This window comes from Geobacillus sp. C56-T2 (genome assembly GCF_007829715.1).
In the GTDB taxonomy this organism is placed as follows: Bacteria; Bacillota; Bacilli; order Bacillales; family Anoxybacillaceae; genus Geobacillus; species Geobacillus icigianus.
On the sequence record NZ_VJWB01000001.1, the window covers coordinates 3202846 to 3226294 of the forward strand.

17 protein-coding genes and 2 pseudogenes are annotated in these 23449 nt (G+C 52.4%); 3 read left to right on the forward strand and 16 right to left on the reverse strand.

Annotated features, from left to right (window positions below):
* Positions 1-442: 442 nt before the first annotated feature.
* The 9 genes and pseudogenes from GC56T2_RS15940 to GC56T2_RS15975 all read right to left on the reverse strand — a co-directional run bounded on the left by GC56T2_RS15940 (position 443) and on the right by GC56T2_RS15975 (position 6711).
* Entirely contained in the window at positions 443-1243 is an 801-nt protein-coding gene (locus tag GC56T2_RS15940) for an ExeA family protein (RefSeq protein ID WP_031406797.1), read from the reverse strand.
* Positions 1236-2487, reverse strand: a pseudogene (locus tag GC56T2_RS15945) (IS481 family transposase). Before GC56T2_RS15945 ends, GC56T2_RS15940 begins: the two are co-directional and overlap by 8 nt.
* Positions 2488-2626: 139 nt before the next feature.
* Positions 2627-3184 carry a DUF6431 domain-containing protein gene (locus GC56T2_RS15950; protein WP_144976544.1) on the reverse strand — a complete coding sequence of 186 codons (558 nt, stop codon included), beginning with the start codon at positions 3182-3184 and terminating at the stop codon, positions 2627-2629.
* 152 nt (positions 3185-3336) lie between these two features.
* Positions 3337-3630: pseudogene (locus GC56T2_RS15955) on the reverse strand (substrate-binding domain-containing protein); the annotation flags it as partial.
* Entirely contained in the window at positions 3627-4520 is an 894-nt protein-coding gene (rbsK, locus tag GC56T2_RS15960; RefSeq protein WP_144976546.1) for a ribokinase, read from the reverse strand. The gene rbsK and the pseudogene GC56T2_RS15955, both read right to left, overlap by 4 nt.
* Positions 4517-5506 (reverse strand): LacI family DNA-binding transcriptional regulator, encoded by a 990-nt coding sequence (locus tag GC56T2_RS15965; protein ID WP_144976548.1) that lies wholly within the window; start codon positions 5504-5506, stop codon positions 4517-4519. The genes rbsK and GC56T2_RS15965 overlap by 4 nt, the downstream gene beginning before the upstream one ends.
* 295 nt (positions 5507-5801) lie before the next feature.
* Positions 5802-5948, reverse strand: a complete 147-nt coding sequence (locus tag GC56T2_RS18400) for a putative holin-like toxin (protein WP_368732067.1) — start codon at positions 5946-5948, stop codon at positions 5802-5804.
* A gap of 104 nt (positions 5949-6052) precedes the next feature.
* Positions 6053-6169, reverse strand: a complete 117-nt coding sequence (locus GC56T2_RS15970) for a DUF3789 domain-containing protein (RefSeq protein ID WP_144976550.1) — start codon at positions 6167-6169, stop codon at positions 6053-6055.
* A gap of 89 nt (positions 6170-6258) precedes the next feature.
* A complete protein-coding gene (locus GC56T2_RS15975; protein ID WP_144977422.1) occupies positions 6259-6711 on the reverse strand; it encodes a VanZ family protein in 453 nt (150 codons plus the stop codon).
* A gap of 527 nt (positions 6712-7238) precedes the next feature.
* Between GC56T2_RS15975 and GC56T2_RS18230 the strand changes: the two genes are divergently transcribed.
* Positions 7239-7961 (forward strand): PIN domain-containing protein, encoded by a 723-nt coding sequence (locus tag GC56T2_RS18230; RefSeq protein ID WP_255516112.1) that lies wholly within the window; start codon positions 7239-7241, stop codon positions 7959-7961.
* A 203-nt stretch (positions 7962-8164) separates the two neighbouring features.
* Here the strand turns inward: GC56T2_RS18230 and GC56T2_RS15985 are convergent, their stop codons facing one another.
* The 6 genes from GC56T2_RS15985 to GC56T2_RS16010 form a co-directional block, all read right to left on the reverse strand.
* Positions 8165-9349 (reverse strand): M20 family metallopeptidase, encoded by a 1185-nt coding sequence (locus GC56T2_RS15985; protein WP_144976552.1) that lies wholly within the window; start codon positions 9347-9349, stop codon positions 8165-8167.
* 133 nt (positions 9350-9482) lie between these two features.
* The gene (locus GC56T2_RS15990) at positions 9483-10823 is read right to left on the reverse strand and encodes a UDP-glucose dehydrogenase family protein (RefSeq protein WP_144976554.1); all 1341 of its coding nucleotides are present in this window, start codon (positions 10821-10823) and stop codon (positions 9483-9485) included.
* A 138-nt stretch (positions 10824-10961) separates the two neighbouring features.
* Positions 10962-12272 (reverse strand): branched-chain amino acid transport system II carrier protein, encoded by a 1311-nt coding sequence (gene brnQ / locus GC56T2_RS15995; RefSeq protein WP_144976556.1) that lies wholly within the window; start codon positions 12270-12272, stop codon positions 10962-10964.
* Positions 12273-12680: 408 nt separating this feature from the next.
* On the reverse strand, positions 12681-13514 hold the full coding sequence (locus GC56T2_RS16000; protein WP_144976558.1) for a TetR family transcriptional regulator: 834 nt from the start codon (positions 13512-13514) through the stop codon (positions 12681-12683).
* A 358-nt stretch (positions 13515-13872) separates the two neighbouring features.
* Complete coding sequence (locus GC56T2_RS16005; RefSeq protein WP_144976561.1) at positions 13873-15219, reverse strand: N-acetylmuramoyl-L-alanine amidase family protein; 1347 nt, start codon at positions 15217-15219, stop codon at positions 13873-13875.
* A 786-nt stretch (positions 15220-16005) separates the two neighbouring features.
* Positions 16006-17301, reverse strand: coding sequence for a YecA family protein (locus GC56T2_RS16010; RefSeq protein WP_144976563.1), 1296 nt, complete (start codon positions 17299-17301; stop codon positions 16006-16008).
* Between the two features lie 565 nt (positions 17302-17866).
* Between GC56T2_RS16010 and GC56T2_RS16015 the strand changes: the two genes are divergently transcribed.
* The gene (locus GC56T2_RS16015) at positions 17867-18583 is read left to right on the forward strand and encodes a plasmid pRiA4b ORF-3 family protein (RefSeq protein ID WP_144976565.1); all 717 of its coding nucleotides are present in this window, start codon (positions 17867-17869) and stop codon (positions 18581-18583) included.
* A gap of 105 nt (positions 18584-18688) precedes the next feature.
* Here GC56T2_RS16015 and GC56T2_RS16020 read toward each other — a convergent pair whose 3' ends face one another.
* Positions 18689-20884 (reverse strand): YecA family protein, encoded by a 2196-nt coding sequence (locus GC56T2_RS16020; protein WP_144976567.1) that lies wholly within the window; start codon positions 20882-20884, stop codon positions 18689-18691.
* Between the two features lie 1128 nt (positions 20885-22012).
* Here GC56T2_RS16020 and GC56T2_RS16025 point away from each other — a divergent pair.
* The gene (locus GC56T2_RS16025; protein ID WP_144976569.1) at positions 22013-23377 is read left to right on the forward strand and encodes an ISLre2 family transposase; all 1365 of its coding nucleotides are present in this window, start codon (positions 22013-22015) and stop codon (positions 23375-23377) included.
* The last annotated feature ends 72 nt before the right edge of the window (positions 23378-23449 follow it).

Consider the following 23449-nt stretch of genomic DNA (forward strand, 5'->3'; position numbering starts at 1 on the left):
AAAAATAATACTATACATACAACACATCCTGCACACCGTAGGCGTTGCGGCACTTCCGGCAAAGATCCTGTGGGCTCAATCTGCAAGCCGAGCTATGGGAGAAAAATTAGCTGCGGAAGGCTTCACGTGAAAAGAATCAACCCTATGCACAGCCCCTGAACACGCTCATGAAATGGCTTTTTTCATGGCTAGAGCCAAATCGCCCACAACATAGTACATGCGAATGTTTCTCTATTGTAAATTAGCACATTATTTCAGAATCCCTTTTTCAAATTATTTCAGGCGGATTCGGAAATAATGTGCAAAATTTTTGCGGATTGTTCCAGATTTTGCACATTCTTTCGGAACGTTTGCACGCTCTTTCAGATGAAGATTTCCAGCGCGCCTGATGGACCTATGGAAAAGAGAAAGCACAAAAGAGGCCGATTCGGCCCCTTTCGTGCTAATACCCCATTTCCTCTGCGGCCATGCGCACCATTTCTTCGTCAATGGCGTCCTTTTTCAGCTGATACCCGTATAACAGGCACGTCGTGGCCAACGTGTTGATCACCCGAGGCCATCCCCGCGACTGCAGGGCAATCGCCTCTAACGCCGATGGGGTGAAGATCGGATGCTTCGCCCCGGCCTGTTTCATCCGATGCTTGATGTAGCCCGCCACCTCTTCCTTCTCCAGCGGCCCCATCCGGTATCGCATGATGATCCGCTGATCGAGAGGGCGGTGCTGATTGAGCCGCAGCTTCCCCTGTAAATGGGGCAGCCCGGCCAAAATCAAGACAAATGGGTTGGTCGAATCCATCTCAAAGTTGAACAAGATCGCGATGTCCTGTAAAAATGCATCCTTCGCTAAATGCATCTCGTCCAAAATGAACACCGGCGTGATCCGCCGTTCATGATACAATCGCTCGATCGCCTGCTGGATTTGGCGGAAGAGGTCTACCTTGCGGTACTTCGGTTCCTCTCCTAATCCCAAGGCCAAACCACGGTAAAAATCCATCACGCCTCCGGTGGATAACGGAAAGTAGACGACATGATACAATGATGGATTCAATGATTCTTTCAGCGCCCGAAGGGCGAACGTCTTGCCCGCCCCCGGCTCTCCGATCAACAGCCCGATCCCCCGGGTTCGTTTCACGTACTCCAGCGCCCGCAACGCTTCCTGAAACGGCGCCCCTTGATACGCCTCGGACGGGTCTGTTTCTTTCGCAAACGGCTCCCGCGAAAGGGAGTAAAACGATTTATACACCGTGTTCTCCCTCCTTCGCCGGAATCGCCGCAAACGGGGACCGATGGCGTTTTACATAGGCGTTGTCCTCCAAACGAACCCGAACGGCCTCCGCCACCTTCCTTCCATCTTCGTACACATAGACGCCCCGTTCGTCATAGCGGAGTTCAATCGATTGCCCAATGAACCGGGGCGGCACTTCATACAGCTGCTTGTTCAAGGTGATCGTTCCATCGGCTTTGACCTTGCGTTGCTCCCGCTTCAGAAAAATCGCATCCAGCCAATCGCCATCTTCGATGAACGACACGAGATGCACTTGCGATTGAAACACCTCATGCGGCGTTTTTCCGTCCAGCGAGGCGTGCGGTTTTCGGTGATCCTCTTCTTCAAGCCACTTCCCAAACCGCTCGTTCAACTCGTCAAGCGACTTTGACGGATTCAGCTCCAACAGCGGATAAAACCGCGTCTGTACGGTGCGGAAGAACCGTTCGATTTTCCCTTTGCTTTGCGGGTCATACGGCTGGGTGTGGATGAGCGTAATCCCCATCTCGGCGCACGCATACTGCAGCACCTCGGATCGATCAATGTTCCCGTTGTCCGAGTAAATGCGTTTCGGCTTCCCGCAACGAATCACCGCTTCCTTTGTGACGACCCGCAGCCCGTCAAACTTCTCCGAAGGGAAACTATACGTACGGCACCAACCGCGAGCAGTCATCGATATAGGCGATCAAAAACGTTTTCTGGGCTTTCCCATTGACTCGAATCGTTGGTCCATGGGATAAGTCCCCTTGCCAAAGCTCATTGATCTGGTCATACGCAAAGCGCTTTCGCTCCGGCATGGGCAAGATTTCTTTCCCGACAAGGTTGTGTTTTTTCAACAATCGGTATATAGTAAAGTAAGAGATATGGTTTTTTGGGATTTCCCCCTGCTCGATCAGGTGTTCGTAGAACACCGTCACGGGCATGGTGGGATGTTCTTTTCTTAGGGCTAAAATATGATCCTCATCATCGGGCGACAGACGCCTTGAGTGGCCGCGGTCCGAACGGCGCTTCGGCTTTAAGGCGTCAAAGCCCCCTTTTTTGTATCGGGTGCACCAATCGAGGATCGTCTTGGCTGCGATTCGTTTGTCGCCTTGGTGGGGAACATGGTGCACTCGCTCGCTCACCTCTTTCAGATACGCCTTCGGTTCCACCTGCCCATTCACCAACGGAGCGATTAGCCCGTACCGAAACAGGGTAATGTCGTGTCTCGTCGACTCATCCATTCGAATCTCCTCCTTGTCTCACTTGGAATCAGGACCGTTCCGGTCCGTCTGCCCTTATCGTACCGGATCGCTTTTTCTCCGTCGATAGGAAAGGTTTGTGGGAACCTCAACCATTCCAATTTAGGATATGTATGTAAAATCAGGATCCCATTTGATTCGCAAAAGGGGGTCGGAATCCGTCCTTCCACATGTCTCTGATGACCGAATAGAGACCGTGTTTCTCCAACGTCCGGATCCACCAGGAAGCCCGTTCCTTTTCTTTTTTCACGATAGGGCCTATGATCCTCCACCGCCTCGCAAAAAAGCTGTGAAGGTTTGATAGGTTTCGGCAGAACCGCCGGACATAAAAGATGATGCCGTCCTTTGTCGGGAGAAACGGAGCCCGGTTCGTCCCCTCGGTCAATCCCAACTGCTCTTTCACGACTTGCCATATGGCGGACAACGTATACTGAAAATACGGGAGGAGAAAGGAAGGCAGCACACTCACCGTCTTCAAGCATTCCCGACAGCGATACCGGACAATCCAAATGCGATAATCACCATGTGGGGTCAATGCGTTTCGCTCATAGTAGCCGTGGCGGTGCAACGAGCGCTTGGCCCGGCAATGCGGACACTGTGTCAGAAGAGGGAAGTCGTTTTCTTTTCCACGCTCTGCATACGTTTGGACGTCAATGCCAAAGTCATGAAATTGAATCACGTCCTCCTCCCCCTCCTCTGAATCGATGGATTTTCTCTTCCGAAATAATTCACAAAAAATTTAGCACATTCTTTCAGAAAAGGGGAGAGGGCTTTCTGAAGGAATGTGCAAAAAAATGGCTCTTTTGTTCCGAAATAAAGTGATAATTTACATTTGTCGATCACTTGGTGGAATCCTTCTCCCCGTTCACGTGCGGCCGAGGAGCCCGGAATCCCTTCCAATTCCACAATGTTTCCGCCGTTTTTCAAGTGGTCGACGATAAATTGCGCCGCCATTTTTCCTCCTGCCACATTGTCAGAAGCGATATGGGTGACCACTTTCCCGCCGTCCACGCTGCGGTCGACGGTAATGACCGGGATGTTGGCGCTGTTGGTGGATTCAATCGCAGACGTGACAGCGCTTGAGTCCGTCGGGTTGACCAGTAGCACATCGACTTTTTGCCTCATTGACTTCGTTCCTGTTCGGCCAAAAATGATTCCACCTCCTCTCGTCTCGGCATCCCAGCCTGCGCCCCGATTTTTGTCACGGACAGAGCCGCAGCCGCATTGGCAAATCGGCACGCTTCATGAAGCGCCTTCCCTTCCGCCAGCGCCACGGCAAGTGCCCCGTTAAACGTATCGCCCGCGCCCGTCGTATCCACGACGGGAACTTGGAAACTTGGAATGAGCCGTTCTTGTCCATCTTGCCAAATGCGCACCCCTTTTGCCCCTTCGGTGACAATCAGCTTATCGGCAAACGCTTCTTCGTCCATCTTGTCAAACAAAATAGTCCGTTCATGTTCATTCGGCGTCAAGAAACTCGCCTGCTCGAGCACCACGAGCGGCAGCGGCTGGGCTGGAGCTGGGTTCACGATGACGCGCACGCCGTGGCGATGCGCGATCGAAACGGCCCGCTCCACAACAGGAAGCGGGATTTCCAGCTGCAGTAAGCACACATCGCTTTCGGCGATCACGGATTCATATGGATCCAGATCCTCCGGCGTCAGCGCATGATTCGCCCCAGGGACGACAATAATGCGGTTGTCCTGTTGCGAAATCGTAATCGCAGCAATGCCGGTACGTTGATGTGTAACCGATTTCACACAATCGACGGAAACGCCTTCATTTTGCAACGAACGGATGAGCTCTTGACCAAACGCATCATCCCCCACCGCGCCAATCATCCGCACATCGGCGCCGAGGCGGGCGGCGGCCACCGCCTGGTTCGCCCCTTTGCCGCCGGGAGTGGTGAGAAACTGTTCGCCTAAAATCGTCTCTCCTTGGTTTGGAAACCGCGCCGCCACAGTGACTAAGTCCATGTTGAGGCTGCCGATCACCGTAATGGTTGGTTTGTTCAAGTCAATTCCCTCCTTGACGTCGACTGCCGCACCATCAGTTGAACCGGAAGTTGATAATGGAGCTTTTCAAGGGGCTTTCCCTCAATTTGTTTGATTAAAATTCTTGCCGCCATCGCTCCCATGTCATAAATAGGCTGAGACACGGTCGATAGTTCGGGTGTTGTCATTTCCGTCAGCGGGATGCCGTCGTAGCCAATAATCGCAATATCATCCGGAACCCGCAGCCCGCATTGCTGAACCGCTTTCAATGCACCGACCGCCATCGCGTCGTTGCCGGCAAAGATCCCGTCCATATCATGTTCAGCCAACGCAACCATCACCGCTTCTTTCGCCTGCTTCAACTGGTAATTCCCTTGAATGACGAGCTGGCGATCCCCTAGCCCCAGCTCCTTCATTTCATCTTGATAGCCGCGGAAACGCTCCATGGCGTTCACCACATGGGTGGGCCCTTGAATATGGGCAATCCGCCGACAGCCCACTTCATACAAATGCCGCGTCGCTAAACGAGCTCCTCCGTAGTTGTCCGCAACCACCGACGGATACCGTTCATGTAGCGGACGGTCGAGCACGACAATCGGAACATCCCATTCCTCGACTTCTTCCGGCGCCAACTGATTTGTGGTTAAAATGACGCCATCGACATATTTTTGCTTCAGCACTTCAATGTATTCCCGCTCTTTTTCGGGCTTCTCGTCGGAATTGCATAGAATGACCGTATAGTCATAAATATTCATCACATCTTCCACCGCGCGAACGAGTTCGGGAAAGAACGGATTGGTAATATCAGGGACAATGAGTCCGACTGTTTTCGATGTCTTTTTAAACAGCGCTCTCGCCACTTCATTCGGCTTATAATTGAGCTCTTTCATCGCCTGTCTGACCCGTCTTTCCGTTTCCTCATTCACGTATCCATTTTGATTCAACACCCGCGATACGGTGGCGACGGAGACACCTGCACGCTTTGCCACATCACGAATTGTTGCCATGTTCAATTCCTTCTTTTCTATCTATGTGTAACCGGTTACACATAGTATATCTTATTTTTTGCACGCCATCAAGTTTTTTTCTTGATCTTCCACCATGTATCCGCTCTTTTCCATATGGACCGTGTTGTGATTTCCCTAGATCACGGTTATAATAAGATATAGGAAAGCATAGGATAAAAAACAGGACATTGACAACTGTCAATGCCCTAACCAACACGCACGGCTGCTGCAAGAAGTGCAGTGGCCCGGAAACGAGCAGGAGCAACCCACCCTCACCTAGGCCGAGCAGGGTGGGTTACTTCTCTTTTGACACCGCAATGACTGCCACGACAAGCGACGCAAAAGAAATCATTAAGGACAACGCCTCCGCAACAGTCATCAATCCAGCAGCCCCCCTTTCATCAAGGGAGTGGCCACTGCCCACCCTGCGTAAACCGTGCATTTGTATTATACCATGCTCGCTCCGAGCCAAAAATAGATCTTGGCAAACTCAGGGCGTTTTTCCATCATGAAAAACTCCTTGCCCGCCGCAAGGAGTGTTGTTCGCTATTCTTTTTTCCACCGCTCGCTCGCTTCATCCGCCTGTTTGGCCGCCGCCATTATACTCATGATGACAAGCATCACAGACGAACCGACAAACATTCCGGCGATAAACGCGACCATGGCCCTCTCTCCCTTTTCTTTGAAACTAGTTATTTTCCATTATTCCCCTTTTCTTCCCGGCCTATACGTTGGGAGAGTTTGTTATTATATCATACGCCGCGCTCGAGCGAACGATGCCTCGCTTTCCGCCAACGGCGACAAAAAAACACGATGACTAAAGCGATCAGCGCCCCGCACGAGTCGATCGCCACATCTTTCAGCGTCGCCGTCCGCCCTGGCTCAAACGATTGATGCCATTCATCGGTTGCGGCATAAGCGGTCGCAAACAGCCAGGCGCCGATATACGATGCCCGCCTCGGGAACAGCGCCCGCCAGACCAACACAGCCAAAATGCCGAATTCGGTCAAATGCGCCGCTTTGCGAATGAGGAAGTTCAAGAACGAAGGACCTTCCTCCTCCCCGCCGCCAAACGGCCAATACGAGAGAATCACTTGCAAGACGTGAGCGGTATTCGCTCCGGTGAACCAGGAAGACTCGCTAAACGTGTAAATGACGAGACACCAAAGCATGACAGGGAGCCAGCGGGAGAGAAAGTCTCTCATCGTTTTCACCTACCAACCACCTTTTTACTGAAAAAGCAAGGCATCCAAACAACCAACGAAAGCAGGCGCCTTGTCCGCGAAATCCTTTACCATCATAACAAGGATGGCGATAGTTTTCCATTTTCTTTTTTTAAAGCGGGGAAAACGATCGTGGTTGGAAAATCATCTAGGTTTGAACCTAAAGAAGGAACCTTCTCCGTTTAAAAAATTCCCTCCATCCAGCGAAGTCCTTCCTCAAGAGAAAATTTCCCCCCGTTTATGTTGGGCTCAACGCGGGTATAGTAGTAAAGGAAAAATCTGTACATTCTTTCGAGCCAGTACTATAATTTTTAGAAAGAAGGCGAAGTGAGGTGATTCGCGTGCCCCCTGCTTTAGAGAAAATGAACGTGTCATTGTCTTGTTCTCAACATATGAACAATCAGCCGGACAAGAACCTTTCTTTTGCTGAGTTACGAAAAAAGCTGGCCAAACCTGCTCCATTTAGGAAAAAATTGGTGGACATATACAAACAAGGAAGGTAGTTTCGCATGTCGTTTGTCATGACCTATCAAGAAGTTTTAAATGAAAATTTTGGACAAGCGTCTATCTACATTGATGCTTGTTTTATTTTGTCCTATATGGACTCTGATGACCCAAGGGGAGATAAAGTATGTGAGATCCTCCAAAAGTGGGATCATGAAGGGATTCATAAATTAGGGATAAGCACCCATGTATTTGGAGAGGTGGTGCATAACTTATTCATCCAAGAGGTATTGTTGCCGCTAGAAACGTATCACCGCAGTCAATCCCATCGGCCTTCGGCATCACATCACAACCATCTCCCTAAAGAATTGCACGAAAGCATATCATTCCTCCACACCGTTTTGAAAAAACAAATCAGCAACTTCTACAAAACAAATTTCTCGATTAACGTTTCACAGTTGATCAAGTCGGTTAAAACGAGCTATCCCTCCCAAAGAGACAAGCTTCAGATTTTTTACAACAACGCAATCAATCGGTATAACGAATTTTTATCTCATTTAAGAGAAAGTTTCCAAGTTGAATTTCTCTACACAGATGCTAACATTCAAGATTTAGCCTTGGCTCAAATGCGACTTTTGCAACTCGAAGCATATGATGCTTTGCACTATGCCATCGCAACCTACCACCATTATGACTACTTTGCCACGCTGGATGGCGACTTTGTTCATCACCTTTACAGCCAAAACTCTGACCCAGCAATGATCACAAAAATCGTCAAAATCGCCTAGTCCTTTCATCTAATCTCCTTCAGATAGCAAAGTTGAATCAATCATAGAGACTTCCATGACGAAACATTTTCGTCACCATCGTAAGGATGAAAATGTCCTTATGTTGAATGCTGGAACTTTACGCATTTTGGAATTCGGGTATTTTCAGGATAGATTCACCAAAACATCGGCCTCGCTTTCTAATGGGCGAAAGGCGGAACCGGTTATTCCGCTTCCGCCAACAATTTCAACGTTGCGCCGACAAACAGCTGCACGCCGATCTCGAGTGCGTCTTCGTCGATCGTAAAGCGCGGGTGGTGATGCGGGTACACGATGCCTTTTTCTTCGTTTCGGGCGCCGACGTAAAAGAAGCTGCCCGGCGCTTTTTGCAAGAAGGCGGAGAAATCTTCGCCACCCATGTTCGGTTTCAAGCGGGCGACGGCTTCGTCGCCCAACAGTTCGCGCGCTGTTTCCTCAATGACGCGGGTCACTTCGTCATGGTTGATCACCGGGCGATAGCCGTAGTCAAACTGGAACTCGTACGAGGCGCCGTGCGCTTCGGTAACGCCTTTGACAATGCGCTCCATCCATTGCGGCACCGTGCGCCGCAACGTGTCGTCAAATGTGCGCACTGTCCCTTGGATTTCCACCTCTCCGGGCAGGACGTTATGCGCCGTGCCGGCGACAAATTGCGTCACGGATACGACGAGCGGCTCGAGCGGATCGACGTAGCGCGAGACGATGTGCTGCAAGTTCGTCACGACTTGCGCCCCGATGGCGATGGCATCGATCGTTTGATGCGGCATGGCCCCGTGGCCGCCTTTGCCGATAATGCGAATGAAAAAGCGGTCCGGTGCGGCCATCATCGGCCCGTACACAATGCCGACTTTTCCGCGCTCCAGCGGCGACCAAAGATGCGTGCCGATGACGACATCGACCCCGTCCATGACGCCCGCTTGCACCATCTCTTCCGCCCCGCCCGGGAACAGTTCTTCCGCATGTTGGAACAAAAAGCGAATCTCGCCGCGGATGGCATCGCGCAGCTGGGAAAAAATTTTCGCCGTTCCAAGCAACATCGCCGTATGACCGTCATGGCCGCACGCATGCATGACTCCGGGATGTTTTGACGCAAATTCAAACGTGTTTTCCTCTTGAATCGGCAGCGCGTCCATATCGGCGCGAATGGCGACGACCCGCCCGGGCTGCTTGCCGACAAGCCGCGCCATCACGCTCGTTTTCGTCGGCCGCGAAAGCTCAAGGTGGCCGAACGATTGCAGCGTCTCGAAAACAAACTGCGCCGTTTTCTCCTCTTTGAACGACAATTCAGGATGGGCGTGCAGATGGCGGCGCCAAGCGATGACGTCCGCTTTCACTTCATCAACGAGTCGTTTGATTTCTTCCCTTGTCATCACGTTCCCCCCTCTTTTCCTCTTTGCCTATGATGAATATTATAAAATAAAATTTCCGAATTTTCACTTCAATTCATTTAAAAGACAAGCAACCCCCCCCCGTTTGTTTCATGAGTGGCTGCTCTCTCAAACATCATTCACAATATTCCATTGTTTCCTTCACCGGTTGTCGTCCTTCACCCGCCGGCGGCCGCCCGATCGACTCGTAGATCAAGCCGGCGGTTGCTGCTTGTTTGACGTCATAGCAATTGCGTCCGTCCACCACCAGCGGCGTGTTCATGAGCGCCTTGTAGCGGCCAAGGTCAAACTGCAGGACGGCCGGCCATTCGGTGAAAATCAAGCAAACGTCCGCGTTGCGGATGGCGTCCTCGATCGTCTGGCAACAGACGACCGCATCGCCGAACCGGCGGGAGACATGCCCTAGGGCAGCCGGATCCCAGACGCGCACGTTTGCCCCTTCGGCAATGAGCCGTTCGATGTTCGCCAAGGCGGGCGATTCGCGCACATCGTCGGTGCCGGGCTTGAACGCCGCGCCGAGCACCGCCACCGTTTGGTTGCGAAAGTCGCCGATATACGAACGCGCCTTATCGATCAGCTTCCACTTTTGCTTTTCGTTGACATCGATCGCCGCCCAAACCGTTTTGAGCGAATAGCCATAGGAAGCGGCAAGGGCATATAAGGCGTTCGTATCTTTCGGCAGGCAAGAGCCTCCGTAGCCGACGCCAGCGCGCAAAAAGCGGCGGCCGATGCGCGGGTCCATGCCGATTCCTTCCGCCACCGCCTCAATGTCGGCGCCGGTTAGTTCGCACACGTTCGCGATTTCGTTGATGTAAGAAATTTTCAACGCTAAAAACACATTGGCGGCGTATTTGATCATCTCCGCGCTTTTCCGGTCAGTGACCACATACGGAAGCGCAAACGGGGCGTACAGCTCCTTCATCACCCGTTCAGCGCGGTCCGAATCCACTCCCAATACGATGCGCGGCGCCTGCAGTGTATCGCGCACCGCCGTTCCTTGTGAGAGAAACTCCGGGTTGGAAACGACGTCAAACCGCACGCGATGGCGTGCATGCTCGGCCAAAAAGCGGGCAGCTTCATCTCCGGTGCCGACCGGCACGGTTGATTTGATGGCGACCAAGCAGTCGCGCTCCGCCGTCAACGCAATGCGGCGCAACACCTCCCAGACGTCGTCGAGCCGCACCGATCCGTCCGGCAATGGGGGCGTGCCGACGGCGATCATGATCACTTCCGCCTCTCGATACGCTTCCTTGTCATCGGTTGTAAAGCGAAGGCGGGCGCGGTTCCGCTCAATGAGCGGCTCCAGTCCCGGCTCGTAAATCGGGATGGCGCCTTCGTTTAACAAGCGGATTTTTTCCGCATTCACGTCCACACATGTGACGCTATGCCCTTTATCCGCCAAACAAGCGGCGGTCACGAGCCCCACATATCCTGTTCCTGCGATCGCGATGTTCATCGTTTTCCACACCTTTATTGATCCTTTGCGGCCGTAGTCGCTTGTACTCATTATAGCGAATCGCCTGCCGATTTTCACGATTTCCGTCCGACCGCCAACATGTTCCAAACAAAAAACCGAGGTGCAATGCAACCCCGGTTATGCGGCGTGTTTTCGGTTTACAACGGTCGGCCAATCGATGAGAAAACCAAGCACAGCACCGATCAGCGCGGGCACCACCCAACCAAGCCCAACGGAAAACAGCGGCGCCCAAGACAGAAGTGGCTCAAGCCATGCCGTTTCCACCCCCATGGCCTTAAACCCGTCGTACAGACTGAACACGCCGGTAAACAGCAGCGCCATGCCGTACACTTTCGCCGAGCCGCGGAAAAAGTGGTGGAAAAACGACAAGACGACGAGCACAATCGCCAACGGATACAACATCGTCAACACCGGAACGGATACAGCGATCAGCGCGTTTAACCCGAGATTGGACATGACAAAGCTAAAGAGGGTCAGCGCAGTGACATAAGCCCGATACGATACAGCCGGGGTCAGCTCGTGAAAATATTGCGCACAAGCGGCCACCAAGCCAATCGCGGTCGTCAGGCAAGCCAGCGCGACAATCACCCCGAGCAGCACCTTTCCGCCGCTACCAAACAGAAGCGAGGACACATGCGAAAGCAGCTCAGCCCCGTTCGCAAACGAACCGGCCTCAGCCATTCTCGCGCCCACGCCGGCAATGCCGGCATACACAAGCGCAAGCCCCGCTGCCGCGATCACGCCCGATTGAATCGTCGCTTTCGCCTGCAGCGCCGGCCGATCGATTCCACGGTCGCGAAGCGCTTGAATGACCACGATGCCAAAGGCAAGAGCCGCGATCGTATCCATCGTTAAATACCCTTCAAGCATCCCTTTGGCCAACGGGGCTGAAGCATATTTTTCCACTGGCTCGGCCTGCGGGTCATCCAACCGGATCAAGCCGGTGAGGCAAAGCACGGCAATCGACAGCAGCAACATCGGCGTCAGCCATTGACCGATCCGATCGACCAACTTGGACGGGTTTAAACTGAGCCAATAGACAAGAGCGAAAAAGACGCCGGTAAACAGCCACATCACGAGCGATCCGCTCGCAGGGAAAAACGGCTTCGCCCCGATTTCGTAAGCGACGCTCGCCGCCCGCGGAATACCAAAAAACGGGCCGATCGCCAAATACACGGCCAACGAAAAACAGAAACGAAACAGCGGATGGACACCTTGGCCGAGCGAACGGATGCCGTCCTGGGCGAGCGCCACCGCCGCGACCGACAGCAGCGGCAGCCCCACGCCCGTGATGATGAAGCCGGCGATCGCCGGCCACACCGCCGTCCCAGCTTCCATTCCTAAATACGGGGGAAAAATTAAGTTTCCGGCCCCGAAAAAGAGCGAAAAGAGCATCAATCCTGTCCACAACACATCCCGTGCCTTCATAATCTCCCTCATTTCCATTTTCAAGAAAATAAATTGAGTATTCTGATATATTATATATCATTTCAGTGATTTGAACGGTTATCATCTTTGAAAATCCCTTATACCGTTAATTTTCATCCCCAAGCAGAGGGCAGATCGCACTGCCTAAGAGCTTTTCAACGAAAAATATTATACTTTTTTAACTATTTTGTCAACCACTCCACTTTTCGGGGGCATCCCGCGCCAGCTGGGGATGTTTCCCTAGCTTACCATGAACCTTTTCCAACATCACTATCAGCCAATGATGGCGCTCATTTCGCCTAGAAGGTTGGTGATTGAAGGAAGCAGACCGCTTTTCTCAAATGGAAACGCTCTTCCGCATGAGTATCGCCTTTTATACGTTCCCCCATCGACCAAGATCACAGCCCTTTAGAATGTAAAATGGCGCGCTCCATACTCCGATGGATTCCCAATCGCATGGACACTCGCTGAATCGTCATTGACGCTAATAAAGTGGCTCGTTTCCTTTGGCCCCAGCCCTCTAACAGTCCCTTGAATACGTCCGATTTTCTCCGGCTCGCCGTTTCCAATGTTCCAGCTGTACAATTCCTCCTTTGCATCATAGCTGTTGCCAAAATACGCATAGTTTCCCCTGACGCATAGAGCGGTCGATCCGTGCAACACTGTCGGCACTTCATATCTTTTCCATGTTTTTGTAAACGGGTCGACTTGAATGAGCGAAAAGTCGCTGTAAGGAAAAAGCCATAAAGTCGAGGCCTTCCCTTTGTTTATCGCATAGCAGTCAACGATCATCGGACAATCTGTTAGATGAGAATGATATTTCCATATTGGCGATCCATCGAATCGAAATAAAACCAATCCTTCCGTCGAAATCCCTTTGCCAAACACCCCTTCATCAAAGTAGCTGATCCAAATCCCTTCTCTGCCAACGGCTATGTCTTCAATGCCGTCACCGCCGCAAAAGGAATGTCGTACAGTTCCATGCAGATCGATCAAAAACACATTATGGCCGCTTCCGTCACTTCTCGCATCCGCCAACAACACGCGCTCGCTGTCGACCCAACGAATGATCGGAAACCGAACAGCAACAGCTGGACGGAACACGACTCCATTCGCCACACACTCCATCCGGTTGCGATTTTGTTGCACGGCCAACCATCCGTACCGATCGCTCCAATCCGCATCGACCAGTCGAATTCCACTTTGTTCAGAACCAAGCGAATAAAAGGTATAGATTGTCACTTCCAATGTTCATCCCTCACAGACCATACTTTTTGACGAGCATCTTTCTCTAGGTCGATGGGGCTTTTTCCTGCTTCTTTTTACGCGAGGGAAACTGGCCACGTCCAGACCGATAACCGCTTTTCTCGACTTCTTGTTGCGCAAGGGGACCCCAACGGGAACAAGTGTGCACCATCAGCCGGAGAACTATCTGCGGCCAAAAGAAAACCGGGAGAATCCCCGGTTGCGCAGCGTGTTTCCGTTCGCTTGATGACAGCCGATCGATCATAAGCAACGAACAGACCGCCAAGCCTCGATGTCTCTCATTTATACCGCACCTCGTAATCTACAAGCCCACGACCTCGATGTCCGTCGTTGTTTATTCAAAATACCGCTTTACCGCAGCCGCAATCGCCGTTGTCACCGCTTCCTGATAGCCGTCGGTCGCCACTGTCGCCGCATCCGAGCGGTTGCTTAAATAGCCGAGCTCAAGCAGCACGGACGGCTGTTCATTTTCCCGCAGCACGTAATAGTCGCCAAACGCAACGCCGCGGAACGGCAGCGCGGCAAGCTGCGAGAACGGACCTTGGAACGACTGCGCTAAACCGTAGTCGGCAAACCGGTCATAATAGTAGACAGTGATGCCAGAGGCCGCCGGATCCTCTGCACTGTCGTAATGCAAGCTGATAAAGGCATCGGCTTGATACAGACGGGCCGCGGCGACGCGCGCCGACAGCGGCACGTAATTATCCCCCGTGCGCGTCAACACGACTCGGGCGCCGAGTTTTTCCAGTTTTTGTTTGAGCCGCTCCGCCGTTTTGATCGTCAGCGCTTTTTCCATGACGCCGTCCACGCTTTGCGCCCCGCCGTCCTTGCCGCCGTGGCCGGCGTCAAGGACGATCGTTTTTCCGGCAAGCGCTTGAATCGGTGCGCGCGTCCATGAATACACATACGAGCCCGGCGCCTGTTTGGGCAAAGAAGCGAAGCGAGTCCCCACAGCCATGGCGGAGGCAACGGCGTCTTCGTTGTCAGCACCCGGCGCTTGCTTGCCATCTGTTTTGATATACTCCGCCGCTGCCCAACCTTCCAGCCCCGAACGCGTTTTGATTTGATACCAGCCTCGCTTCGCCGCGACAATCTCGACGCCATCGCCCTGACCGAGCCGACCGATCCGCTCCGCCTCCAATGCCGGCGCCGTTCGCACGTTCAATGAATCTACGGTCACGACACCCGTTTGCGCTGCCCCCGCTGCTTCAACAGCGGTCAGATACGACGCCGCCACCCAGCCAACGACATCGTCACTAACCACTTTTTTCCATTCACCCTCTTCTTGAATGACAGCCACTTGGTCTCCCTGCCACAAATAGCCGATTACACGCCCGTCAACACGCGGTTGTTGGCGAAGACGAAGCTTGTCCACTGTCACTTTCTCCATTCGTTCGACGGGAGCGGCGTACGTGGCTGCGAGCCAACCGCTTTGTCCTGATTTCCAACGGATTTTCATCCAACCGCCTTCCTCCGCGACCGACGGATACGTCTCACCGCGGTGAACGATCGCCACGGAGCGGTACGGCACGCCCGGCCCTTGGCGAACGTTGACCTCATCCGCGGTCACGACGACAAACCGTTCTGTTTTTTCCTTCTCCCCTTCCGCTCCTGTCGGCCAAGCCAAAGCCGCAATCCAACATAAACAAAACCATGCGGCGAGCCATCCTCCCCGCTTCATCTACCTTCCCTCCCGGCTGTCTCTCATTCTACTATATGGTTCGTGCACCGAAGCGGATTTCCTGTCTGTCAGCGAGAAAAACCGCTCGACAGAACAAGCGTCCGCACAGACGTTCCACCGACAATGGACGCCCCATTTCCGCACAACGCCCGTCAGTGCGACAGCCGTCCACAAAAAACCGCGAGCGCTGTCATATAGCGGAGAACACTTTCTCGCTGTTCTTCCAGAATCCCCTAGGAAGCCGGTGATTGACTCTCACAACCGCCTTAGGATCGTTCTCAAGCAGAAAAAACTTGCTGCATCAGCCTCTATGCTCACGCGTCCCATACGTCTCACGCTCCACCCAAACATGAAAATGGAGTTCTAACAAACAGTTGCCTTCTTAATCGCGGAAACTGACGCCCAAGATGTGCGTCGTTTCCATCGGAAAAACGACGGTTTTTACCATTCTTCTCAATAAAGAAGAAAAAGCGAGGAAAAGAGACTTCATCCTCGCTTGCACCTTTTCGATTTTGTCAATAGTACTGTTTGCACCGCGTTGTTCATGAAATGACGATCCTTTTCAAACACAGTCGTTTTCCGCCGCCCAACCGTTTTGTCGGCGGTGAACACTACAAATGGGGCCCTTGACCGCCCGCTTGCGACGAAATCGTACAATCCGTTAGAAGGCTGGTGAAAAACAGTGATTTCCTTCTGGTTGATGAATAAAAGTGTGCATTGTTGCAAGGTTTTTCTATTTAAGAAGCGATTCTAGGAAGCCATATCCACGATTCCATCACCAGCCTCTTAGAAAAACCCGCGCTCGGCAAACATTTCAAAGACGCAGTGCTCGAGTTCTTCACGCAACTCCTCTTCATCAACCCCTTGAAGCAATCCGTCCTTTTTCCACTTGTTGATCGCCTCGTCGATCAGCCGGTTCACTTGATCCGCATCCCAACCGTCGCGGTGAAGCAATTGTTCCATCTTGTCCAGCCATTCGTCGATGGCTACATCCAGCCAATCGGCGTCATCGTCCCACCAGATGTCATCAGACCATTCCTCATCCTCATCGTCCTCCTCGTCGAACGTTTCAAGGCTGAACAAAAGAAGCTCCATCGCAGTCGATTCGATGTCCGCGACCGACACTCCATACCGTCTCGCGACCTCTTCCTCGCTGATGCGATTTTCTTCGATCATCTGTCCGGCAAAAAAGCGGAGCGCCGCCGCATATACGGCAGGATTCTCGATATCGACCGCTTCGCGCGCGCAATACATGTGCCAAAACATCGTCGCCTGGCTAAGAAGCAACGCAGGTGCATCCGCTTCGTGCCGTTTCAGTTCAAGAATGACCGCCTCTTCATCCGGGTCGTCCCACTCCATCTGATCGAGCAGCTGCCATAAAAACTCGCTGATCATCGCATCCAACGCGAGCGGGAAAGAGTGGCGCAAAAACTCTTCCCCCGTTTTCCCGCTTCGCTCCTGCTCAACTTGCAGCGCCCGAACGAGCCGCTCCTTGCTTTGTTTCAACAACGGAAACACCGTGGAAAAATATGTAAACTCCTCGTTGTACGGCACAAGACATCCGAGCAGCACATCGCCTTCTTCCATTTCCGGCCATTCCTGCGCCGCCAACAGGTAGACGCGCTTTTCTTTTCCGCTTAACAGATCGCGGACAAGCAACTGTCGCCGTTCCTCATCGAAATGAATGATCTCATCAAATGACGGCACCGTCCCTGCCCATCGTGCCACATGCGCCTGTACAGCCGGCCGCCAGCGGGCATAGCGCCGATCTCGCATATAAGCGGAAAAAATGGTCGTTCCTTTTTCATCGACCGGACGACAGAAAATGACCCAATTGGTCACAAATAAACTCACTGCCGAATCAAGCACTTCCGGTCGATCTTCCAACGGGCGTTCGGCAATCACTTCGACAATCTCATCCTCATACCGTTCTGACGCAAACAACAGCACATCGTGCATGCATTCGACTAACTCCCGCTCAATCAACGAATCGATCGACACCACTTCGTCCTTTCCGCAGCAACGCTTGTACTTTTTCCCGCTTCCGCACGGGCAAAGGGCGTTCCTCGACACTGCCGCCATATCGTCACCTACTTTGTTTTAAATTCGGCCTCACCGTTGTCTATATTGTACCATAGTTAGCACAAAAAAGAAAAAGTCCTTGTTCCTAGGGGGCCGGTGATTGACTCACGCAACCGCTTCTCAGAATCGTTTCTCCAATAGAAAAACTGGTTGCATCATCTTCTATATTCACGCGTTCCATCATCAATCAAGGCAAACAGCGGTTTTTCACCAACCTTCTAGAAGGCTGGGGATTTAAGGAAGCAGACTGCTTACCAACCTTGTTTCTCAAATAGAAAAGCCTTGTCGCATCGGTATCGCATTTCACACGTTCCCCCATCGATCAAGAGAAACAACCGTTTTTCACCGGCCTCCTAGAGTCAGTCAAGAGAGCTGCTTTTTCTACCGCGCTTCGCTTAGTGGCCCCAACGAGGGTTGCGAACAAAGGCGCGCAACCCTTGTCACTTCCTGAACGTCACCCACAACTCTTTTACTTGCACCACGATCGCCTTACTGATTTTGATTTTTGAAAAAATAGTTTAAACTATAAGTATACAAAAACAAGTCGACAAGGAGATCGATATTCATGGAAGAAAAAAAACTCATGGATTTGATTGACGAACTGATGACGAAGCTCCGTTCAACGGAATCTGCCCGCCCGCGCGGTCGTTGGGTGGAAGCGCCAAAAAGCAAAAGCTCACCGCCGAAGAAACCGCGCCGCTCCAAAACCGCCTACCAGCTGAAAATTTCATTAAGCGGCTTCCGTCCGCCCATTTGGCGCCGTGTCCTTGTGCCTGGGCACGCCACGTTTGACCAGCTTCATTTGGTCATCCAAGAAGCGATGGGATGGGAGCAAGCACATTTATATGAATTCCAATTCGGCGAGATCGTCATCGGCATTCCCGACGATTGGGGCTTGCACGGGTTCGCGAAAACGCTCGAGGACGCTCGCCGCACCACGCTTGAGCAATGGTTGACGGAAGAAAAACAAAAATTTGTGTACATTTACGATTTTGGTGATTACTGGCGCCACAACATCACCGTCGAAAAGATTGAAACGCTCTCCAAACCGCTAGAACGCGCCACTTGCCTGAAAGGAAAACGGGCGTGTCCTCCCGAGGATTGCGGTGGCGTCTATGGTTATCTCGAGCTGCTCGAATCAGCAGCAAACAAAGACTCCCTTACCGACCCGGAACTGCTTGAACGGCTCGAGTGGCTGTCTGATATGAAAGGCGACGATTTTGACCCGGACGCCTTTGACGTCGCGGAGGCTAATAAACGGCTCGCCTACATCCAATTTTGATTCTCCACACGGCTGAAACCGTAGAATGAGAGACGACGGCAACACTCGAAAGCGACCCTTGACCGCTTACGAGACAGGGGTCGCTTTCGCATTCACCGGGAATGTCTACGGCCGGCGGCTTAAACGATCCACCGATGCGCGCACACGCTCTTGAGACGCGGGCACTTCTTTTTTCACCCTGTCCAACCACTCTTTCAACTTTTGAAGCCACGATTCCAAGTACGGAGAGAAAGCCGGCGGGTAAACGAGAACTGGATCGCCCATCTCATCATGGCAACCTGCCGTGGCTATGATATACATCCCGGGCAAGAGATGCGGCTGCGCCCGTTCCGGAACATCCCATGTCACCGTACGATTATGGCCGATCCAATCAACCACCGCTTTCCCTTGTTCTATCCCCTTAACATAGTACATAGAAAAATGAGCGGAAGAAGGAGTAGGGAAACCAAACAACCCGACGAGTTGCCAAACCAACAGTTTTTCCCTCTCTTCCTTTCTCTCCGTTCCCCATTCATCCAACAACGCGAAGCAATGCTCTAATTCGCTTCTAACCTCTTCCAAAATGGCACAAACAGCCTTTTGGTGTTTCGTTCCATAACGGCTGTCCAGCCAGCCGGCCAACTCAGGAAGCATATCAAGCGCTTGACTCACAGTTTGCTTCGGAAGCGAACTCCATCTTGTTGGAATTTGCTCAACGAGGAATTGTTTCCAATCCTCTTCTCCTACGTCTTCCCACGATGAAATCGACCGGCTCGCTAGATGTTCACACAGCAGCAAAACCACGCGCGAACCGGCTTCCTTCTGTTCTTCCGTCTTTTCCATGGCGATTTCGTTATAAAACGCCAACAAATCCTCTGTGAAAAACATCCCTTCCCATTCCGTGCGAATCAATAGCGTGTCGGTTTCTCTAGGACCAAGCCATACCGTTTTCCATAAATCCGCAAAATAATACGGCTCCTTAAACGGAGATGGCGGCAAGCCATAGCGGGAGCGAATATGATTCACCCCTATGGACAACGGCAGATTCACTCGTTCTTGTATGTTAAACAAATGGAATTCATACCCTTTCAGCCACTCCTCGACTTCTTGAACATGCCCTTGACGCGCCATTTCATGAGGAGTTTTCCCATTCCATTGCTCATGCGGGACATGAAGGGCTTTTTCCAATTGAACAGCAAACACGGCTAGCGTTCCAACCCAAAGAGGAGAACTAGGTGTAGAATCAATGTGAAACGAAACGTTTTCTACCCCTTTGCGGCGCAAAACGACTTCCGTCTGCCGGTTGCGCTCTGTCGGGGAATACCCGAACGCCCGCAGCAGCGATACCAGTTGTGCAGCCGTTCGTTCGTCTTCGGTAGACAACACTAAGCGCGACCGGTGAGCCGATAATGACCCGCCCAGTTCAAGCACACGAACCGGCTCAGGGGAAAACAACGCGATATAATGGTACACATCGGTGCACCATGAACCTTCCACCGTTTTCCCATCGTCGCTGTCAATGTGAGCCCGTCCGATCGACGCGAGCTTCCTCACCGCCCCGGCGGCGTCCTTACATTCATATTCATACGTCCACTTCGTTCGCTCCTCTTGTCTGCCGTCCGACATCGAAAGATAACTTCCATCGATGATATCGAGAAAATGCTCAACGACTACCTTGTCATATGACCAGCCCGTTTGCGTCAACAAAGAGCGAATGTTCTCTTCCGCCCGTTTCACGCCATTCGGGTTCATAATCGATGACACACCACAGACGTAATACCCGCCGTCAAACGGCTCCAAAAAAGCAAGCATGCCGCCCCATGGACGCACAACCTCCAATGTCTCGCAATACGGCATCAGAAGTCTCTCACCGGTCAGCCGATCAACCGCTATCCCTCCTTCATCATGCAAATCGACCCATTGCACAAGGCGCGGCACAAGCCGAACCCAGCGATCCACCATTTCCTTAAGTTCTTGGGAAAGGCGACGACCTTTTTCCTGTTGAAACCACTCAATGCCGCGCAATCCATTTGGATAACGATGAAGGAACAAACGCCAGAGCGTCTCAAACATCTTCAACTCTTCACGATGGTGCTTTTGTTCGATGATTTGATGAAACATGCGGGTTACCGCTTTCCGTTCATCATCAGACAGCGATTCCTCGAGAAATCGCTGCACCATTTGCGACAACTCATATTTTTGCTCAAAAAAGCGGCGCTGCCGCACCCGTCGAATTTCATGCTGCTGCTGTTGGTTCATGCAACATTTCTTATACTTTTTTCCGCTTCCACACGGGCATGGGTCATTCCGACCAATCGCCATGTCTCATACACCCCTTTTTCATTCTTTTTGAAAACGTCAGTCAACGCCGCGTATCTATATGGTTGCCTCTTTGTTTCCACAAAACGAAGAAGGATGGTAAAAAAACGGTTGTTTCGCTTGAGCAATGGGGGAACGTGTGAAAGGCAATCGCAGGACGTTGACGACGCCGTCCGGCACGCCGGCTTCGCAATGGGGGAACGTGTGAAAGGCGATCCCCATGCGATAGATCTTTTCGATTTGAGAAACGAGGCCGGTAAGCCGCCCGTCTCCTTTAAATCACCAGCCTTTAAGGCTTTGCCTATTTCCATTATACCACTTGTGAGAAAAGCAATCATCGCCAACTCTTCTTTCCCGAGGAGGAATCATGAACGGAACACGCTGCTTTCACAACTCTCTGTTGGAAAATGAGTGGCGCTTTTCCACTGAGCTTTGTCGATTTTGTCGCCCATCGTTTTTCTCTATCTTCTCTGCCTCCTTAAAGGCCGGTGAAAAACCACTGTTGCCCTTCATCAATGGGAGAACGCGCGAAAAGCAGGACCGATGCAACAAGGTTTCTCTATATACATGCTCATTGAAAACTTAACATTTGACTTCTCCTGCAACGAGCTTCCTCCCCCATGGCGCAGCCTGCGGGTTGAGCCTACAAGATTTTTAGAGGAAATGATGCAGCGCTTAGGGTGTGCAGGATAACGGAGAGGTTAACTCTTCATGTTGCATGTATATAGTTGGGAAATGAGATGGCAAAGTCGTATCTAGGAGGATGGTGATTAAATCGTGCACACCGCTTCCTAGCATCGTTTCTCAAATAGAAAAGCCTTGCAACACTGTACACTTTTATTCATCGACCAAAGGAAACCAATGTTTTTCACCAGCCTTCTAGGATTCAATCACCAACCCTCGTAGCCACCCATCAAAACGCCAGTTGCTTCCACCGCGGTGTGAGTAAAATATTTGTGGGTGACGTTCAGGAAGGATCCCCGACGAGGGTTGCGAACTTTTGTTCGCGACGCTCGTCGGGGCCACCAAGCGAAGCGCGGTAGGAAAAAAGCGAATTTCATGCAAAAAGGACTCTCTCCCTGCTATGATAGTGATTGTTGACACCAACCGAAAACAGGAGGGAGAGAGTCCATGAAACATCTTACCACACAATGGCCTGTATTAAAAGAGCTGGAGGAACAATTGTTGAGAACCCTTCAAAACGTGTTTGCCACCGTGTTGGCGGCCCTTTTGGAGGAAATCGATCAACAACTGGCGGAAGCCAGGGACAAGCGCCGCTATCAGCTGAAAGACAAACGGCCGACCACCCTCCAAACGCTGTTTGGAGAAGTGACGTTCCGACGGAACTACTACTATGATCGGCAGGCAGGGGCGTATACCTTCTTGTTGGATGCCGAACTGGGCTTTGATGGAGCCCAATCGATCAGTCCTTGCCTCGAGGAAACGGCGGTCGAGTTGGCCATAGAGTGCTCTTCCTACCGCAAAGCAGCCCGTACGTTGGAGGCGATCGTGGGGTATGCGGTCCTCAGCCATGAGGCGATTCGTCAGCTGGTGTTGGCGGCCCCTGTCTCGCTGCACCACCCTGTTTCCCAACGGCATGGCCGGGTGCTGTTGGTGGAAGCGGATGGACTGTTCATCTCCCGCCAAGGGAAAGGGAAACGGGCGAAAGAGCAGAAAATCTTGGCGGTTCACGAGGGATGGAGACGGAACGGCTCGCAACTGGAGCTCGTGAACCGGCGCCACTACCTCCATGAAGGGGCGGGGGACGTGTGGGAAGGGTTCGAAGCGTGGCTGATGAAGGAATATGCCTATGACCCGTGCCGGGACTTGTTGGTCATCAACGGCGACGCGGCATCTTGGATTACCGCCTGCCGGGAGTATTTCGGAAAGCGGGCGTGCTTTCAGTTGGATCGGTTCCATGTGGCGCGGGAGCTTCGTCAGTGTCTGTCCGGCCACCCGCGTTGGCGGGAGGTGCGGAAGAAGCTGGCGAAGCAAGACGAGGAAGGACTTTTGGTGGAACTGAACAGCGCCGTCGGTACGTTGGGGGACGAAGCCAAAGAAGAGCAGTTGGCCGAAATGATCCGCCGGATCGAGTCGATGCCGGGATGCATCCGGGACTACCGGGAGTGGCTGTCGGCGCAAGGGGTGGAGACGGCCGGCATGCGTCCGATGGGCCACGCCGAGAGCGTGATGAGCCGGTTCGCGTACCGGGTGAAATCCCGCCGCAGCTGGAAGGACCAAGGACTTTGGGCGTTTCTGAAGGCGATGGTGGCCCAAATCGACGGAATAGGGTGGAGAACGGGGCAGTTGGAGGAGGAAGAGCCCCAGAGGGTAGCCTCGGCCCCGACGAAGCTGGAGCGGATCAAACAGGCCAAACGGAAGGCAGGACGGTTGTTGGCGGAGGTGATGCGCCAGAACATCCCGTATCTTCAACAGTCATCGGGGACGCCGATCTACCAAGCATTGTCGGCGCTTCGCGATGGCGGATGGATGTAAAAAAATGGATCGAGCAAAAATCAGCTCAAGAAGAGGGATGAGAGTCCGAAAGCGCTTACGATATCAATTCCT